An 18066-nucleotide genomic window follows, 5' to 3' on the forward strand; every position below is an offset into this window, starting at 1 on the left:
TTTATTTTATGACCAATCAACTCGTATTTATAAATCCCTCAGAGGGTGATTTTCAGGAGTCCAAGGCGATTCAAAAAAACCAGCAATAAAGTTGTCGTCCACTTGCTCAACGCTGGAATACGTCCACTGCGGCTGTCTGTCTTTGTCAATTAACAAAGCACGGATGCCTTCTGGCAACTCTCGTTGACGAGACACTCTTACCGTTAAATCCAACTCGGTTTGAAAGACTTCTTTTAACGAGGCATGACGGCAACGATCTAATTGACGCTTAATAATGTGCATGGATACAGGGCTGCCGTATCTCAGCGTATCTTGGATTTTGTTAACCCACTTATCAGAGTCATCCAGCGCCAAAATAGCATTAACAATATCAATAATGCTGTCTTTGCTCATGACCTCATCAATCAGTTCTTGATGATCTTTAATAGGCTGAGAGAGCTTTGAAAAGGTGTCCGTAGAAGCCGCCTCCAATTGACGTAATACATCATCAATTACTTCAACCGCAGGTCTATTCCATGAATTCGCTAACAATTGATCAAGCAACTCATTGCGCTTGTCGTTCGCGATCGCTCTGTCCGCCAACCCTAAGAAAACCGCGTCATTCGCATGGATCGCACACGCAGTAAGGCCCAAAAATAGGCCATTTCTTTTAGGCAGGTGATTTAAAAACCATGACGCGCCAACGTCTGGGTATAAGCCAATGTTCACTTCCGGCATGGCCAAATGAGAGCTTTCCGTTACCACTCTAAATTGACAACCATTAAGCAACCCCATTCCACCACCCATCACAATGCCTTTACCCCATGCAATAAGCGGTTTTGAGTAGGTATGTAGATAATAATCTAAGGCATATTCTTCCTTGAAGAATTCATCCATGTCACTTTTGTCTTCACCTTGTGTAATAGATTGATGCAACTTCACCACATCACCACCCGCACAAAAGGCTTTTTCACCCTCGCTGCCTAAAAGCACGGCACAGATACGCTCGTCCGCTTGCCACTTTTCCAGCATTGGGCGAATTAACTGCACCATATCCCAATTTAATGCATTAAGGCTTTTCTCAGCGTTCAAACGTATTTCACCTAAGACTTTGTCGCCTTGAGTGGGGTGTTCAATAAAGATAACGCAACTCATATTATCTCCGGTCACTTGTTTACGGTTTATTGTTGACTGTGGGCAACTTAGCGGTTTTTCCACTGAGGCGCGCGTTTCTCTAAGAAGGCTTGCACACCCTCTTTTTGATCTTCTGTTTCAAACAGATCCACAAACAGCTCTCGCTCAAGAATGTAACCCTGTTGAACTGGCCCAGTTCGATGATTTTGGATCAAAGTTTTGCACGCTGCCACCGCAGAAGGGCTTTGCTGCCCAACCTGCTCGGCTAGGGCAATGGCTTTTTCCAACGCGTTACTTTGAGGTACCATTTCTTCAATCAGGCCCAGTGTCAGTGCCTGTGGCGCTTTTATCCGATCACCACAGAGCATCATACGTTTCGCCCAACCTTCTCCCACCAGCAATGCGAGATTCTGCGTACCACCAGCACAAGGCAACAAGCCCACTTTTGCTTCTGGTAACGCCATAACAGATTGTTCTTCTGCAATACGCAAATCACACGCCAACGCCACCTCTAAACCACCGCCCATGGCATAGCCATTAATCGCAGCGATAGACACACCTCGAAACTGGCTTAATGTTTCAAACGCTTGGCCAAATACACGTGCCATATCACGCGCGACTTCACGATTACCATCAGCAAACAGGTTCAAATCAGCCCCTGCGGAGAAAAACTTATCCCCACTGCCGGTGATAACTAAACTCCAAATGGATTTATCTGAATTCAGGTCTTCTATTAGAGCTTTCAACGACGATAAGCTTTCAAATGTCCACGTATTCGCTGGAGGGTTGTTCATGGTCACAATGGCAATGTGGCCACACTTTTCAAGTAACAGTGCATTTGACATAAAGTTTCCTTAACATTCTAAACGGTTCTAACGTTATGAATTTTTCTAGAACTCTGAACTTTTCTAAAATTCTGAATGGGTATCTGCCAATAAACGACGGCCAATAATCACCCGCATGATCTCATTGGTGCCTTCTAAAATACGATGTACTCGGCTGTCTCTTACATAGCGCTCAAGTGGGTACTCTTTGATATAGCCATAGCCACCAAAGATTTGTAAAGCATCATCGCACACTTTAAAGCCAACATCCGTAGCAAAGCGTTTGGCCATAGCGCAGTACGTAGTTGCATCCACATGTTGATGATCCAGTTTACTGGCTGCCAATCGAACCAATTGACGCGCGGCAACAAGCTCCGTTGCCATGTCCGCTAAACGAAATTGCAGCCCTTGGAATTCACCAATATTTTTGCCAAATTGTTTGCGCTCCAACATGTAGTTACGTACTTGATTTAACGCCTGTTGAGCCGTACCAATAGAGCAAGAAGCAATGTTAATACGACCGCCATCTAAGCCTTTCATCGCCAGCACAAAGCCTTCGCCTTCTTCGCTCAATAAATTTTCCACTGGCACTTTGACGTTTTCAAAGGTGATCATGCGAGTGGGTTGACTGTTCCAACCCATTTTATCTTCACAACGACCATACGAAATGCCATCACTGTGCGCATCAACAACGATTGCCGAAACACCACGAGCGCCTGCACCACCAGTACGAGCCATAACCACTAAAACATCGGTACTGCCCGCACCTGAAATAAACACCTTGCTGCCATTCAATACGTAGTGGTCACCGTCACGTACCGCTGTGGTTTTTAATGACGCAGCATCGGAACCTGCATTGGGTTCCGTCAAACAATAAGAGCCCAATAATTGCGCACTGATGAGGAATTCCGCGTATTTATCCAATACTTCTTGGCGAGCAAAAGATGTGACCATCCACGTCACCATATTATGAATTGTCAAATAGGCCGTCGTTGACGTGCATCCCATTGAAAGACGTTCAAAAATGATGCTGGCATCCAAACGAGGCAAGCCTAAACCGCCCGCTGATTCAGGTGAGTACAACGAAGCAAAACCCATTTCCCCCGCTTTACGAATCACATCTACTGGGAAAAAATGCTCTTCATCCCATTGCGCGGCAAAAGGTTCTAATTCTGTACGAGCAAACGCGGTTGCCATATCAGCAAATGCCACTTGATCTTCACTTAATTCAAAATCCATCCGAGTATTCCTCGTTATTTCAATTCAATGGTCATATTTGGACCAGAGGCAATATCATCTTCAAACCAACGAGCCGTGATCGTCTTCGTTTCAGTATAAAAACGAATGGCTTGTTTGCCATAAGCGTGTTGATCCCCATAAAAGGACTTGCGCCATCCTGTAAATGAGAAGAAAGGCAGTGCTACAGGAACAGGCACATTCACTCCAACTTGACCTACTTTAATTTCATGTTGATATTTACGCGCAGCCGCACCGGACGCGGTAAAAATAGACGTGCCGTTACCGTATGGGTTTTCATTAATCAGCTGAATGGCATCGTCTAGTGTGTCCACTTCTAGAACCAATAATACTGGACCGAAGATTTCTTCTTGATAAATAGACATGCCACGCGTCACTTTCGTGAACAAGGTTGGTCCTATCCAGTTACCATCAGGAAACCCTTCAACAACGCAATTACTGCCGTCCAGTACACAGTCTGCGCCGGCATCTTTACCTTCTTGTATCAGTTTTAATACACGATCTTTTGACTGTGGGTTAATCAACGGACCATAACCTGCCCCTTTATCATTCCATGCTCCAGGGCGTACTTGCGCTAGTGCATCTTTTAATTCACCCACCCATTCGCGAGAGTTGCCCACAAATACGGCGACTGAAATTGCCATACAGCGCTGGCCACCTGCACCAACAGAAGCACCCACCAAATTATTGATTACCTGTTTCTTCTGAGCGTCAGGCATCACCACCATGTGATTTTTCGCCCCAGCAAAGGCTTGCACACGTTTTAAATGATCGGTGCCTGTTTTGTAAATGTGTTCTGCAACCCCAACCGACCCTACAAAAGAAATCGCGAGGATGTCTGGATGAACCAATAACTGATTCACCACCTCTTTGGTACCATGAAGCACTTGCAGCACGCCTTTTGGTGCGCCCGCTTCTAAAAACAATTCAGCCAAACGCATTGGCGTTAGCGGGTCTTGCTCCGACGGTTTTAAAATAAAGGTATTGCCACAAGCAATGGCCATTGGGAACATCCACAAAGGGATCATGGCAGGGAAGTTAAACGGTGTGATTCCAAGACACACACCAAGCGGTTGCGTATAGCTATAGCAATCCACTTTACGTGCCACATTTTCCATGGTTTCACCCATGCTTAAAGCGGCCACATTGCACGCTTGCTCTACGACTTCAATGCCGCGCCACACATCGCCTTTGGCATCATCAAACGTTTTCCCTGTTTCGATGCTCAATAACTCGGCAATTTCATCCTGATGCTCTTTTAACAAGGCTTGATAACGTAACATCACACGGGCACGCTCTGATACCGCGACGTCTTTCCATAATTCAAACGCCTCTTGCGCAGCGGCAACGGCGTTATCAACCTCTTCCGTAGTGGCATTAGGAACCTGTGCAATCACCTCTTGTGTCGCTGGGTTAGTAACAGGAATCCACTCTTGGCTTTGGCTTGTGACCATTTCGCCATTGACTAACATCTTGACTTTTTGAGTCATGTTTTTTCTCTCTCATGGTTTTTTTATTTTATCGCTGTGCATCTGGGTAAGACTTACAACATCTCAATCGCAACCGCTGTGGCTTCCCCGCCACCAATGCATAAAGAAGCAACACCACGTTGTAAGTTGCGTTGCTTTAAAGCATAGATCAAGCTGACTAGAACACGAGAACCACTGGAACCGATGGGATGCCCTAAGGCACAGGCGCCACCATGCACATTGATTTTTTCCATGTCTAATTCAAGACCTTGCTGTGCCAATAACGTCACAACCGCAAAGGCTTCGTTGATTTCAAACAGATCTACAGAGTCTTTTGTCCACTGGGATTTTTCTAAGACTTTTTCAATCGCACCAATAGGCGCAATGGTAAATTCTGCGGGCTTTTGAGCATGGGTAGAATGCGCCACAATGCGAGCCATGATAGGCAACCCTTTGGCTGTCGCTTCGCTTTCACGCATCAGCACCAACGCCGACGCACCATCGGAAATGGAACTCGCATTGGCGGCCGTGACTGTACCATCTTTAGCAAAAGCAGGACGCAGGTGTGGGATTTTCTCAGGTTTGGCTTTGCCTGGTTGCTCATCAACATCAACCAATCGCTCGCCCTTACGTTCACGAATGGTGACCGCTGCGATTTCCTCTTTAAAGAAACCGTTTTCAATCGCTGCATTGGCTTTTTCCAACGAATCAATTGCAAAATGGTCCATGGCTTCACGAGTTAGCTGGTATTCATCGGCTGTTTTCTGGGCAAAGGATCCCATCAACCCACCTTCATATGCGTCTTCCAGTCCATCTAAAAACATGTGGTCCAACACTTGTCCGTGCCCCATGCGCAAACCGTCACGCACTTTTGGCAACAAGTAAGGAGATAAACTCATATTTTCCATGCCACCAGCGACCATGATAGACGCAGAACCCGCCAAGATCTGATCGTGCGCCAACATTACGGCTTTCATACCTGAGCCGCACATTTTATTAATCGTGGTGCAGCCCGTTTCTAAAGACAAACCCGCTTTTAACGACGCTTGGCGTGCAGGAGCCTGCCCCAAGCCCGCTGACAAAACACAACCCATAATGACTTCATCGACTTGCTCTGGTACTAAACCAGAACGTTCAATCGCCGCCTTTATCACAACCGAACCCAGTTCAGGCGAAGGCACAGAACTTAAATCACCTTGCAAACCACCCATCGGAGTACGTGCTGCGCCAACAATGACAATCGCGTCCTTTGCTGTTTCGTTTTTAGTCGTCACTTTTCAAACCCTCTTGTTGTTATTTTTCGCCTTGGATTCGCCAAAAAAATAAAAATACATTATTTTTAATAATTACCTTTACGTAAACGTAAACCTTGATTAATCTATTAGCAAGCAATTAGACAAAAAAATTCAAATTGAGTACGAATATGACAATACGCAAACCGACATTTAGCATCAGTGACTTGTCTGCCGAGTTCGATATTACGACTCGCAGTATTCGTTTCTATGAAGATCAGGGGTTATTGCATCCTGAACGCAAAGGTCAAACTCGTATTTATCACCCACAAGACCGAGTCCGTTTAAAGCTGATTTTACGTGGCAAGCGTTTGGGGTTTTCCTTAGCCGAATCAAGAGAACTGTTTGACCTTTGGGACGAAACGCCAAGTGGCAGCGAACGCCAACTTGTCAAGATGTTAGAAAATCTGAAATCGAAAAAAGCACAATTAGAACAGCAATTTGAAGATTTAAAAATGACACAAATTGAGATAGAAAACGCTGAACAGCGATGCCAATCCGCTCTTGAGGAACTGAAACGTAGCGAATTAAACAATACGAAATCTAATACCACAGCATTAGATGCAAGCTAATCGTAAAAGAATACGAATACCTGAAACAAGAATAAAAATAGGTAGATAACATGATCTCACAATATTCCGAACTCAACTTTGGCCTTGGCGAAACCATCGACATGCTTCGTAGCCATATAAATGGATTTGCCGCTGCTGAAATCGCGCCTCGAGCTGAACAAATTGACCACGACAACCTGTTTCCAAATGAGTTATGGCGAAAAATGGGGGACATGGGTCTTCTAGGCATCACGGTCAAAGAAGAGTTTGGTGGTGCAGATATGGGCTATCTTGCCCACGTCATCGCCATGGAGGAATTAAGCCGTGCATCGGCTTCCGTTGCCTTGTCTTATGGTGCTCATTCCAACTTGTGTGTGAATCAAATCCATAAAAATGGTACTCAAGAGCAAAAAGAGAAATACCTGCCTAAGCTGGTTTCCGGTGAACACATTGGCGCGTTAGCCATGTCAGAGCCAAACGCTGGGTCAGACGTTGTTTCCATGAAATTGCACGCCCGTGATGCGGGTGATCATTTCGTATTGAATGGCAATAAAATGTGGATCACCAACGGGCCGGATGCCAATGTTTATGTGATTTACGCGAAAACCGACTTACATGCAGCTTCAAAAGGCATTACGGCCTTTATCGTTGAGCGAGACAGCGAAGGCTTCACTCAAGCTCAGAAATTGGACAAGCTCGGTATGCGCGGTTCCCATACCTGCGAATTGGTTTTCCAAGATTGCAAAGTGCCAAAAGAAAACATCCTTGGTCAGTTAAACGGCGGCGTTAAAGTGCTGATGAGCGGCTTAGATTACGAGCGTTTGGTTCTTTCTGGTGGGCCATTAGGCATTATGCAGGCCGCTATGGATGTGGTTGTGCCTTACATTCGTGATCGTAAACAATTTGGCAAAGCCATTGGTGAATTCGAATTGGTTCAAGGCAAACTTGCGGACATGTACACACGCATGAACGCTGCAAAATCGTACGTTTATATGGTGGCCATGGCCGCTGACCGTGGTGAAACAACGCGTAAAGATGCAGCGGGTGCCATCTTGTACTCTGCCGAAATGGCGACTCAATTGGCACTGGATTCCATCCAATTACTCGGTGGTAATGGCTATATCAATGAATACCCTACAGGCCGTTTATTACGTGACGCTAAGCTGTATGAAATTGGCGCTGGCACCTCGGAAATTCGTCGTATGTTGATCGGCCGTGAGCTGTATCTAGACAAATAATCACGACCTCTTTTACGATGCGATTGGCTTTGCTAATCACTCCCCTGCTTGTGTCTAAAGTGTTCACCAACAACAAGATTAAAGAGCACTTTAGTCACCTTATTCAAGGGACATATAAAAGGACAATAAGCGGAAAAAGCATTCTAAACACTGTGATTGAAACATGGCTTGGTTTGAGTCGTTATTCAAAAAATAACGGCTCAAAACCCGCTTTGCTCTTTTGATCAAGCCCCATTCATCTAGACTGATTGATCTAGAGACCATTTTCTAGATACAGGAGCACGACAATGCCCATTTTACAAAGCAAGATACAGGTTCGTTCCGCAGAGTTTCTCTCCAATGCCGCAAGCATGTCCGAAGTCGTAACCGACTTACACGAAAAAATTCATTCCATCCTTCAAGGTGGTGGCCCGTCTTATCAAGAGCGCCATCTTTCTCGTGGTAAACTTTTACCCAGAGACCGTATTAACCACCTGATTGATGAAGGCAGTGCCTTTTTAGAAATTGGTCAACTGGCCGCTTACCAAGTGTATGACGATGTTATTCCAGCGGCAGGTGTCGTTGCGGGTGTTGGCCAAATCAATGGAGTGGAATGCATGATTGTCGCTAACGATGCGACGGTTAAAGGTGGCACCTACTTCCCTCTTACCGTGAAGAAACACTTACGCGCACAAGAGATTGCAGAGCAAAATCACCTTCCTTGTATCTACCTTGTTGATTCGGGTGGCGCTAATTTACCTCAACAAGACGACGTGTTTCCTGACCGTGATCATTTTGGTCGTATCTTCTACAATCAAGCTCGTATGTCAGCAAAAGGCATTCCGCAAATTGCAGTCGTAATGGGTTTGTGTACCGCTGGCGGTGCGTATGTTCCTGCCATGGCCGATGAATCCATCATTGTGCGGAATCAAGGTACCATCTTTTTAGCTGGCCCACCTTTAGTAAAAGCCGCAACCGGTGAAGTGGTGACAGCAGAAGCCTTAGGCGGTGCCGATGTGCATTGCCGGACGTCTGGTGTGGCCGATCATTATGCTGAAAACGACGAACATGCCTTACAGATTGCTCGCCGTTGCGTCGCCAATTTAAATTACAAAAATACCCATGCTGCCCAAGCATTAAAAGCCACCAATAAAACGCCTGTAGAACCTCGATTTGACATTAAAGAGTTATATGGAATTGTCGGTACTGACTTGCGTAAACCCTTTGATGTACGTGAAGTAATCGCACGTATTGTGGATGATTCTAAATTTGATGAGTTCAAACAACTTTACGGAATGACCTTAGTCACCGGCTTTGCTCACGTTCATGGTATGCCTGTGGGAATCATTGCCAACAACGGCATTCTCTTTGGTGAGTCGGCCCAAAAAGGCGCGCATTTTATTGAACTTTGCTGTCAACGTAACATCCCGCTACTCTTCCTGCAGAACATCACGGGGTTTATGGTGGGTAAAAAGTACGAGTCTGAAGGCATCGCCAAACATGGTGCTAAGATGGTTATGGCTGTGGCTTGTGCGAACGTGCCTAAAATCACCGTTTTAATCGGTGGCAGCTTTGGTGCTGGCAACTATGGTATGTGTGGTCGTGCCTACAATCCTGATTTCCTTTGGATGTGGCCCAATGCTCGTATATCCGTGATGGGAGGTGAGCAAGCGGCTGGCGTTATGGCAACCGTACGCCGAGACAAGTTAACCAGAGATGGTAAAGAGTGGAGCCAAGCGGACGAAGCCGAATTCAAACAACCTATTATCGATACCTATGAACATCAAGGCCATCCCTACTACGCCAGTGGTCGCCTTTGGGATGACGGCGTGATTGACCCAGCCCAAACTCGCAGTATCGTCGCACTGAGTCTTGCAGCAACGCAAAATCGCCCACAAAATGAGACACGTTTCGGCGTGTTCCGTATGTAATCGGAGGCACACACTATGACAACACATACTGAACACTCCAATCAAGCGATTGACTCAGAACAACATGTCCTCTTGCATTACCCTCAGGCAGGGGTTGCCGAGCTTATTTTAAATCGCCCAGAAAAGCACAATGCCTTTGATGATGCGATCATTCAAAAGATGTTGGATAAACTCGATGAAGCAGAGAGGAATCCACAGACACGCATTCTCGTACTCAAATCCAATGGTAAACATTTTTCCGCCGGGGCCGACCTAAGTTGGATGAAACGCATGGCACAGAACAGCCATGCGGATAACCTACAAGACGCGGCGAAATTGGCCGAACTAATGAGAGCACTGAACCACTTCCGCTGCCCCACCATTGCCTTAATTCAAGGTGCTACTTATGGTGGTGCAGTTGGTTTAGCCGCGTGTTGCGACATTGTGTTAGCTCAAGATAATGCTCGCTTTTGCCTCAGTGAAGTCAAAATAGGCTTAACACCTGCCACCATTAGCCCTTATGTCATTCGTGCTATTGGTGAACGTCAAGCTCGACGCTTTTTCCTCACAGCGGAAGTCATGAGCTCGGCCGATGCTTTGCAAATAGGTCTAGTTCATAAGGTACTCGACTCGTTCGATGCATTAAACGACGCCGCAGAGACAATGATTCAACAGCTGAGTCAAAACAGCCCGCAAGCCACCAAGGCCTCGAAAACATTGATTTTCAGTGTAAGTCAGCAAGACATATCCACAAAGTTGATTCAGCACACCACCCAATGCATCGCCGATATTCGTGTCAGTGAAGAAGGCCAGGAAGGGTTAAATGCCTTTTTAAATAAACGCCGTCCAGCTTGGGTTTCGAAGGAGAAATAACATGTTTCGTAAAATACTGATTGCTAATAGAGGCGAAATCGCTTGTCGTGTTATCCAAACTGCACAAAAAATGGGAATTCGTTGTGTCGCTGTTTATTCCGAAGCCGACCGCCATTCGCGCCATGTTGCGCTGGCAGATGAAGCTTTTTTACTCGGCCCGGCACCCAGCTCTGAAAGCTATTTACGTCAAGACAAGATTCTCGACATTGCCTTAAAAAGCGGTGCTCAAGCCATTCATCCAGGTTATGGATTCTTATCTGAAAACACACATTTTGCCGAAGACTGCGCTAAAAATGGCGTGGTATTTATCGGGCCTCCTGCTTCCGCCATTGCGGCAATGGGGTCAAAATCGGCGGCGAAAGCCATCATGGGAAAAGCTGGCGTTCCTCTTGTTCCGGGTTATCATGGGGATAATCAATCGCCTGATGTATTGCGTGAAGAAGCGCTAAAATGCGGCTTCCCCCTACTACTTAAAGCCGTTGCTGGTGGTGGCGGTAAAGGGATGCGCGTTGTTGAAAAGATCGAAGAATTTGAAGAAGCCCTTTCCGCTGCAAAACGAGAGTCTCAAAACGCCTTTGGCAATTCGGATATGTTGATTGAACGTTACCTCACTCAACCTCGTCATGTTGAAATCCAAGTATTTTGTGATACCCATGGGAACGGTGTTTACCTTTCAGAAAGGGATTGCTCAATTCAGCGTCGTCACCAAAAAGTGTTAGAAGAAGCCCCTGCACCAAACCTAGCCCCTGAAACACGCAAAGCCATGGGAGAGTCGGCCGTTAAAGCCACTCAAGCCATTGATTACGTGGGTGCAGGTACCGTTGAATTTCTCTACGACGTAGACGGTTCTTTCTTCTTTATGGAAATGAACACCCGCTTGCAAGTCGAGCACCCAGTCACAGAAATGATCACTGGGCAAGATCTGGTTGAATGGCAATTACGCATTGCTTATGGAGAGCCGTTACCATTACAACAAAATCAAATTACTCTGCACGGTCATGCTTTAGAAGCACGAGTGTATGCAGAAGACCCAAATAATGATTTTTTACCCGCAACAGGCACACTGCAGTATTTAAAAACACCACTCGATAACCGCCACGTACGTGTGGACACAGGTGTCGTCGAAGGTGACGAAGTAAGCATTCACTACGACCCTATGATCGCTAAATTAATTGTCTGGGATGAAAACCGCGAACGAGCCATTGAGCGCATGGTACAAGCACTGGAACATTACCGCATCGATGGAGTAACCACCAATCTTGGATTTCTTCATACCTTGTCCGATTCCAATGCCTTTCGCGCGGCGGATTTGACCACCAACTTTATCGATATACATCAGGCCGATTTAACACCCAAATACGTTTTGGAGACAGAGCAACAGCTTATTTTATCGGCTTGTTTCTTCTTAAAAACCCAATCTGAAAATGCATCCGTGGTAGACCACTCCTCTCCTTTTGTATCGAATCATAACTGGCGCTTAAATTCCGTTTTCACTCAATCCTTACGCTTGGTGATTGCTGGGGAAACACATGACCTTGCCATTGTTAGCAATGACTCGGGTGTGACGTCTTCGTATCAAATAACCTATAAAGAGCAAACTTTCACAGTAGAAGCCAACTTCCAAGAAGACCGCCTGAACGCCGTTATTAATGGCTATCGGACACACGTTTTTGGTTCATTAAGAGACCATAATTTAATGCTGTTCAGTGGCGGGCAACGTTATTCCTCTACTCGTTTTGTAGAGACCTTTGAGCAACAAGAAGGCCGTTCAGAAAGCAGCTTAACCGCCCCTATGAATGGTTCTGTTGTTGCTGTTTTAGTGGAAAAAAATCAAATCGTAAAACAAGGACAAACGTTAGTCATCGTTGAAGCCATGAAAATGGAACATGCAATCAAAGCCCCTAAAAACGGGACGGTAGAAGAAATCTTTTTCCATGCTGGAGAACTGGTAAATGACGGAGCAGAATTACTGTCTCTGAACTTTGATGGAGAGGAGTCTTAATTATGGCTTTTCCATCGAATGTAAAACTTGTTGAAATGAGCCCCCGTGATGGGCTGCAAAATGAATCCAGTGATGTTTTTGGTGGCATGGTGCCAACAAAGATAAAGTTGGAGCTGATTCATCGACTCAGCCATACCGGTCTTACCCATATTGAAGCCGCTAGTTTTGTGTCCCCTAAATGGGTACCGCAAATGGCCGATGCAAAAGAAGTAATGCAGGGAATTAAACGTCGGGAAGGCATTCTTTATTCGGCTCTTACGCCCAATTTAAAAGGCGCAGCAAATGCCATCGCGGCCCAAGCCAATGAAATTGCGGTCTTTAGTGCGGCCTCAGAAGCATTCACTCAGAAGAACATCAACTGTTCTATTGAAGAAAGTTTAGTGCGTTTCGAGCCTGTGATTGAACTGGCTAACCGCCATCAAATTCCAGTTCGCGGTTACGTATCGACCGTCTTAGGCTGCCCATATCAAGGTGCGGTAGAGCCAGAAGTCGTCGCCCGAGTTGCTAAACAACTTTATGATATGGGGTGCTATGAAATTTCATTAGGCGACACCATTGGTACAGGCACGCCTCGTAATGCCAAACTCATGTTAGAAGCAGTGTCACGTGATGTTCCAATGAGCAAGCTCGCGGCACATTTTCACGACACCTATGGTCAAGCACTCGGGAATTTATACGCTGTACTTGAAGAAGGCATTAGCATCATTGATTCTTCCGTTGCAGGTCTTGGCGGTTGCCCTTATGCTCAAGGTGCATCGGGAAATGTGGCATCTGAAGACGTGCTCTATCTTCTGCAAGGGCTTGGTATTGAAACAGGTATTAATCTCGACAAAATGATCGAAGCAGGCTACTGGATCAGCGGTCAACTTAAGCGCAAAAATGGTTCTAAAGTCGCTCTTGCCAAAGGAAGATAAAATATTTTTGCATCCATAACGGAGAAATTGACTAAGAATGGTCGCTGTACACTAAAGGAGTTTCAAGAAATGGGAGGCTGGAGGAAATCACCAAGCCAGAGCCCAGAATCAATATATTTTGTTTATTGCAGCGGTACAGCGGCAACAATAAATAGAATAAAAACGCCGTATTTGAGTGAAAATACGCTTTAATAAATAGTACTACTTACATACCTAAGTGATTATTGACGTCCCTCTAATCGCTTTTTTACCTTGTTCTACGAGGTTGGTTCATTGTCATTTATAGACTGCTCAGCGTCTTTATTAGAAGAAATACACCACAGTACTTTTCCAACTACGCGACTCGGTGACACCCAACCAATACGCTCAGGCTTAAGGCTTTTAGCATTCTCACCTCCAAGCCAAAGTTGTCCATCAGGAGAAATATGAAGTACTTTTTTCGCAATAAACCCATAGATATCATGATCCACAACCACAAGCTGACCGACAGTTAACCTCCAATAAAAACGACTTATAAGGACAAAATCCCCATCATATAGGCGAGGAGACATGCTCTCACCTTGAATTTTAATAAATCGAAACATCCACTCTCCTTATTTACTATTATCGCTTTTAGCAACTTTTCAGTTCTTTAAGTCTGGATATACAATGTCTAACGCTGGTGGATAAGGACAGATCGCTCGGTAAGTAGGTATGTTTTTGGTTAGCCAAAAAGCGTCTGCAAAGATATTGATCAATTCCACCAACTTTTCGCCTTCTGTTCTATCAATGTTCTGTTTGCACTTAGATGCCTGCAACATAATGCTATGAGTAAGATCATGTATATGAGGGACTTGTTCAAATTGTGGAGTTTTAAAGTAATCTCCCCAAATAATACGGATTGCATCTTTTACTTCTGTACCCGCGGACTCTTTTTCACTCACTAAACGTGCAATTTGAGTATAATCAGCAACAGACAGACTGTCTTTATCTTCTATTTCTTTAATAAGATCCATCAAGCGAACACAGCTCAATGCTGCCAATTGAGCGGTAGCAGGATCGTAGATTTTACAAGGGATATCACAATGTGCCTGAGCTGTTTTGAAGCCAATTATCTTATCAATGGTGCTCATCAAACTATGCATCATGGTGTGCCTCCTGCTGCTTTTGCTTTTTTGGTTTTAAGATAAATTGGTTGTAGACAAACGCTCCAGTGAGAACAGAGCCCACAATCGCCAAGGTAATAATATGAATCGGATCACTGGACCAATGAGAATGATCATGTCCAGGATGAGCTTGGCTAAATTGGCTGAACGCTGTCATTAATCCAATTAACACTGTCATCGCTACTGTATTTTTCATTAAACCCATCCTTATTCCGTTGTACGTTACTTAGTGATGTATGACATTTTTTGAACGAATTACAGTATGTGAAACCACCTTCATCAAATCCTTACTTTGTAAAGCAAACGCTTTACCATAACTTTGAGTAAACATGTCCCACTCGAAGCGAATATGGCCTGCAGTTCTCACAATGAGATCTCTTTGTTCATCCACTAAATCAGCTCTATCCGTAAGAGACTGCAGAAAATTGACTGCGTTTTCATATTGAGTATTCGCCGAAATATAATCCCCTAATGCGGTATAGGACTCTGCGATATTGAAAAAACTCACCGTTGCAGCAGCAATAGCAGATTCTGGATCTTGAGAGAAATCATACTCAAACGACTGCTCTGCTTGATTTAGAGCCTGACGATTCAATTCAATGGCATCCAAAAACGCATGATTGGAGTACGCTTTATTAGCCTGTCTAGTTAAATTTTCCCAGTTATGCACTTCATTCACTCCTTCAGAAAAACAAACACAATTAATGATAATCATTATCACTAAAAAGATAGAATAAATCCACCCCATTTAAGAATTAATCTCATTATGACGAAGAATGATGCATATCACTTTCTGCTATTTATCCACCAGTAGCAGAAAAAAGCACTTGAGACGGTAATCCCATTGCAAAATTTAGAGAGTCCAAAATATAAAAATGCCGTAATAACGTCTGTTATTACGGCATTTTTATATACTCGTTATCAAACTCTGAACGAGCCTAATCTAATCCATTTCGATAATGAAATTCTCGGAAGAACGACGCACTTTCTTCAAATTGACCAACCAATCGCCTTTGTTCGCACGGTAGCCAAGTGGTAATAGAATAACTGAACGTAAGCCACGTTCTTTTAAACCAAGAATTGCATCGACTTCTTCAGGTACAAAGCCTTCCATTGGAGTACTGTCTATACCTTCTTCTGCTGCGGCAATCAAAGCCGTACCCAGACCTATATACGCTTGACGAGCAGCATGTTCGTAGTTTATTTGAGCATCACGTTTAGGATATAAACCCAGTATCATTTGGCGATAGTTTTCCCACCCCTCGTTCATAAAGCCACGTTCTTCATTTACTAAATCAAACATCATATTGACACGATCTTCGGTGTAGTTATCCCATGCTGCAAACACCAAAAGGTGTGAACAATCAGTAATCTGGCTCTGATTCCATGCATGCGGTTTAATTGCTTCTTTCAATTCTGCATTTTTAACAACAATCACTTCATACGGCTGTAAGCCACTTGAGGTTGCAGTTAGACGAATGGCCTCAAGGATGCGATCTACTTTTTCTTGTTCCGCAGGGCGAGACACATCCATTTGTTTCGTTGCATAACGCCATTCTAGCTTTTTCAATAACTCTGACATAACTTCGACCTTATATAATGAACTTTGTAATCTATTTATGGTTATAGATAGCTCGATATCAAGCCATTTAATAGAGGGACGATGCAATATATAACAGGTTTTATTACTATACGTTCACTCATCACCTTACACTTTCCAAGTATCTCGACTTAATTTTAAATACAATCCTAACCCTGCTAGCAGGCCCACACCAGACCATAGCATCCAAACACCATTCATTAATTGGTCTATATTTGGATTTAACACCGACTTAAGCATCAGCAATAACGCTTCAATAGAAACAGCTATAATGATGGCAGACATAAAGCGCATAATGGTCCATCTCGTCGAATTATAGTGATTTATGTCTATACTCACTAACACTTCTTCCTCAAGAATCGTCTTTCCAAAATCAAAAATAGCCAAGCCTAAGGTAATCATCAAAACAACACTAAAGGAGCTTGAAATCGCATTATGAATTAATGAAAACTGTCAAACAATGACCAAAATGCCGAAGACAATAACCATAAAGACACCAATATCAAAGAGCCTCCAACTAAAGCATAAATACATTGGGAAACAGGATGCACTGAAGAAACAGACAACATATACGTTGCTGAAGATAAGTACCGCTGGATAAAAACAACTCAACTGTGGCTGCTCTTCGCTAATAGAAAATACGGTCTATGACGTCGAACGCTGCTTTTTCCTAAAATACGAGTTCCTCGAAAGCTAACGGTAGAGTTAAAAACTGTATCCTCTTTTTGAATTCCCTTTTCGTCTAAGCCATTTGCGCGATATTTATCAAGCAATCAGAAATGGTTTTGTATTGTCACGGATATTCGACCTTTCAGGTGAGTCAGGCGACATACCATCATTTAATACATAAATGTTAAATATTTTTTAAAGTAATATCATAAATTACAGATCCATCATCACTTGCCACGCAGCCCTATTAAGTTCCCAAAAGGGTCTTCTACTTGACACATCCTCAACCCATCTTCGATTTTCATTGGACCACGATAGCATCTCGCTCCTAGCTCTTCAAAATGAATTAGGGCTTGTTCAAAATCATCAACAGACCAATACATGACAGTGCCACATTTTCCTGAGCCTACTTTCTCATCTGCTTGAACTATTTCAATACAGAAACCATTTAAATCTAAAACAGTAAAGTTAAATGCAGCTACAGATTTCACAGTAGCCATTGGAAACGCATTTTTATACCAATCTAGCCCTACATCAAGGTTTGGAACATGAATTAAAATAGAAACTGGATGCAACGTAATATTCCTTTTTTGCCTTCAAATACTTTAAAACAAATTAATAACCTATGAGACTTTTGCGACTATAGTGCCTCATGACAAACTCTATAACTATACAACTGGATCAGATTTCAATTGTTGGAGTGGCTCAGTTTTGCATTGTTGGTAACACAGTTTACGGCACGGTAACCGTTGACTTTATTACCCGTTTCAGCGGCATCCAGATATGTTTGTCGCTCAATCTTCATCAAACTATTCAGCGCCATCTCCATTAATTCAAACCTTGTGGCTGAGCCGTTAATTGCTCAATAGCAACTTGTATTTTTTGGAGGTTTAGCTTTAAATTATCCATAGTCTTTCTCGTTTTTGCTTGTTTTTTGATCGGCAAAATTAAATTTAACGAAAGAGGGGCGCCTTTTATATCCCCCTCGGACACACTTTATGGGGTAGTATAATTATTTCTAGGAGGTCTTGATGCACTGTCTTGAAATTCAACCGAACTTCAATCTCTGAACCAAAAAAAACCCTGACAGGATAACCTATCAGGGCTTTCTAATTGAAACTTGACGACGACCTCGTTCCTTTCATAAAGAGCCACATGGCGAATGCCACACTACCATCGGCGATGACCATTTTGTCAGTGGCTGAATCAATATTTCTAGGAGGTCTTGAT

The 18066-nt window shown here is 43.9% G+C and carries 18 protein-coding genes and 1 pseudogene; 6 read left to right on the plus strand and 13 right to left on the minus strand.

Going from position 1 to position 18066, the window contains the following annotated elements; genetic code table 11:
• Nucleotides 1-27: 27 nt before the first annotated feature.
• From ACMUMJ_RS10540 to ACMUMJ_RS10560, 5 genes are all read right to left on the minus strand, one after another.
• Complete coding sequence (locus tag ACMUMJ_RS10540; protein ID WP_414678789.1) at nt 28-1134, minus strand: enoyl-CoA hydratase/isomerase family protein; 1107 nt, start codon at nt 1132-1134, stop codon at nt 28-30.
• 47 nt (nt 1135-1181) lie between these two features.
• The gene (locus tag ACMUMJ_RS10545) at nt 1182-1958 is read right to left on the minus strand and encodes an enoyl-CoA hydratase (RefSeq protein WP_414678790.1); all 777 of its coding nucleotides are present in this window, start codon (nt 1956-1958) and stop codon (nt 1182-1184) included.
• 63 nt (nt 1959-2021) lie between these two features.
• Nucleotides 2022-3176, minus strand: a complete 1155-nt coding sequence (locus ACMUMJ_RS10550; protein ID WP_414678791.1) for an acyl-CoA dehydrogenase family protein — start codon at nt 3174-3176, stop codon at nt 2022-2024.
• Nucleotides 3177-3190: 14 nt separating this feature from the next.
• Complete coding sequence (locus ACMUMJ_RS10555) at nt 3191-4684, minus strand: CoA-acylating methylmalonate-semialdehyde dehydrogenase (RefSeq protein WP_414678792.1); 1494 nt, start codon at nt 4682-4684, stop codon at nt 3191-3193.
• A 53-nt stretch (nt 4685-4737) separates the two neighbouring features.
• Nucleotides 4738-5937, minus strand: a complete 1200-nt coding sequence (locus tag ACMUMJ_RS10560) for an acetyl-CoA C-acyltransferase (RefSeq protein ID WP_414678793.1) — start codon at nt 5935-5937, stop codon at nt 4738-4740.
• A 149-nt stretch (nt 5938-6086) separates the two neighbouring features.
• On the opposite strand from ACMUMJ_RS10560, the gene ACMUMJ_RS10565 reads away from it, so the two are divergent.
• From ACMUMJ_RS10565 to ACMUMJ_RS10590, 6 genes are all read left to right on the plus strand, one after another.
• The gene (locus ACMUMJ_RS10565) at nt 6087-6527 is read left to right on the plus strand and encodes a MerR family transcriptional regulator (RefSeq protein ID WP_414678794.1); all 441 of its coding nucleotides are present in this window, start codon (nt 6087-6089) and stop codon (nt 6525-6527) included.
• Between the two features lie 50 nt (nt 6528-6577).
• Complete coding sequence (locus ACMUMJ_RS10570) at nt 6578-7744, plus strand: isovaleryl-CoA dehydrogenase (protein ID WP_414678795.1); 1167 nt, start codon at nt 6578-6580, stop codon at nt 7742-7744.
• Nucleotides 7745-8031: 287 nt separating this feature from the next.
• The gene (locus ACMUMJ_RS10575; protein ID WP_414678796.1) at nt 8032-9654 is read left to right on the plus strand and encodes a carboxyl transferase domain-containing protein; all 1623 of its coding nucleotides are present in this window, start codon (nt 8032-8034) and stop codon (nt 9652-9654) included.
• 15 nt (nt 9655-9669) lie between these two features.
• Nucleotides 9670-10506: an enoyl-CoA hydratase-related protein gene (locus ACMUMJ_RS10580; RefSeq protein WP_414678797.1), complete on the plus strand. Its 837-nt coding sequence runs from the start codon at nt 9670-9672 to the stop codon at nt 10504-10506.
• Nucleotide 10507: 1 nt separating this feature from the next.
• A complete protein-coding gene (locus ACMUMJ_RS10585; RefSeq protein ID WP_414678798.1) occupies nt 10508-12508 on the plus strand; it encodes an acetyl/propionyl/methylcrotonyl-CoA carboxylase subunit alpha in 2001 nt (666 codons plus the stop codon).
• Nucleotides 12509-12510: 2 nt separating this feature from the next.
• A complete protein-coding gene (locus tag ACMUMJ_RS10590; RefSeq protein WP_414678799.1) occupies nt 12511-13422 on the plus strand; it encodes a hydroxymethylglutaryl-CoA lyase in 912 nt (303 codons plus the stop codon).
• A gap of 257 nt (nt 13423-13679) precedes the next feature.
• On the opposite strand, the gene ACMUMJ_RS10595 is transcribed toward ACMUMJ_RS10590, so the two are convergent.
• The 8 genes and pseudogenes from ACMUMJ_RS10595 to ACMUMJ_RS16885 form a co-directional block, all read right to left on the minus strand.
• Entirely contained in the window at nt 13680-14006 is a 327-nt protein-coding gene (locus ACMUMJ_RS10595; RefSeq protein ID WP_414678800.1) for a S24/S26 family peptidase, read from the minus strand.
• A gap of 39 nt (nt 14007-14045) precedes the next feature.
• On the minus strand, nt 14046-14549 hold the full coding sequence (gene sodN, locus ACMUMJ_RS10600; RefSeq protein ID WP_414678801.1) for a superoxide dismutase, Ni: 504 nt from the start codon (nt 14547-14549) through the stop codon (nt 14046-14048).
• Nucleotides 14539-14763 (minus strand): hypothetical protein, encoded by a 225-nt coding sequence (locus tag ACMUMJ_RS10605; protein ID WP_414678802.1) that lies wholly within the window; start codon nt 14761-14763, stop codon nt 14539-14541. Before ACMUMJ_RS10605 ends, sodN begins: the two co-directional genes overlap by 11 nt.
• Before the next feature lie 30 nt (nt 14764-14793).
• Nucleotides 14794-15237, minus strand: coding sequence for a DUF2753 family protein (locus ACMUMJ_RS10610; protein WP_414678803.1), 444 nt, complete (start codon nt 15235-15237; stop codon nt 14794-14796).
• Between the two features lie 273 nt (nt 15238-15510).
• Nucleotides 15511-16149 carry an NAD(P)H-dependent oxidoreductase gene (locus tag ACMUMJ_RS10615; protein ID WP_414678804.1) on the minus strand — a complete coding sequence of 213 codons (639 nt, stop codon included), beginning with the start codon at nt 16147-16149 and terminating at the stop codon, nt 15511-15513.
• Between the two features lie 126 nt (nt 16150-16275).
• Entirely contained in the window at nt 16276-16569 is a 294-nt protein-coding gene (locus ACMUMJ_RS10620; protein WP_414678805.1) for a hypothetical protein, read from the minus strand.
• A gap of 494 nt (nt 16570-17063) precedes the next feature.
• Complete coding sequence (locus ACMUMJ_RS10625; protein WP_414678806.1) at nt 17064-17411, minus strand: VOC family protein; 348 nt, start codon at nt 17409-17411, stop codon at nt 17064-17066.
• Nucleotides 17412-17566: 155 nt separating this feature from the next.
• Nucleotides 17567-17745: pseudogene (locus ACMUMJ_RS16885) on the minus strand (IS256 family transposase); the annotation flags it as partial.
• Between the last annotated feature and the right edge of the window lie 321 nt (nt 17746-18066).

This window comes from Marinomonas phycocola, assembly GCF_047525455.1.
GTDB lineage: Bacteria > Pseudomonadota > Gammaproteobacteria > Pseudomonadales > Marinomonadaceae > Marinomonas.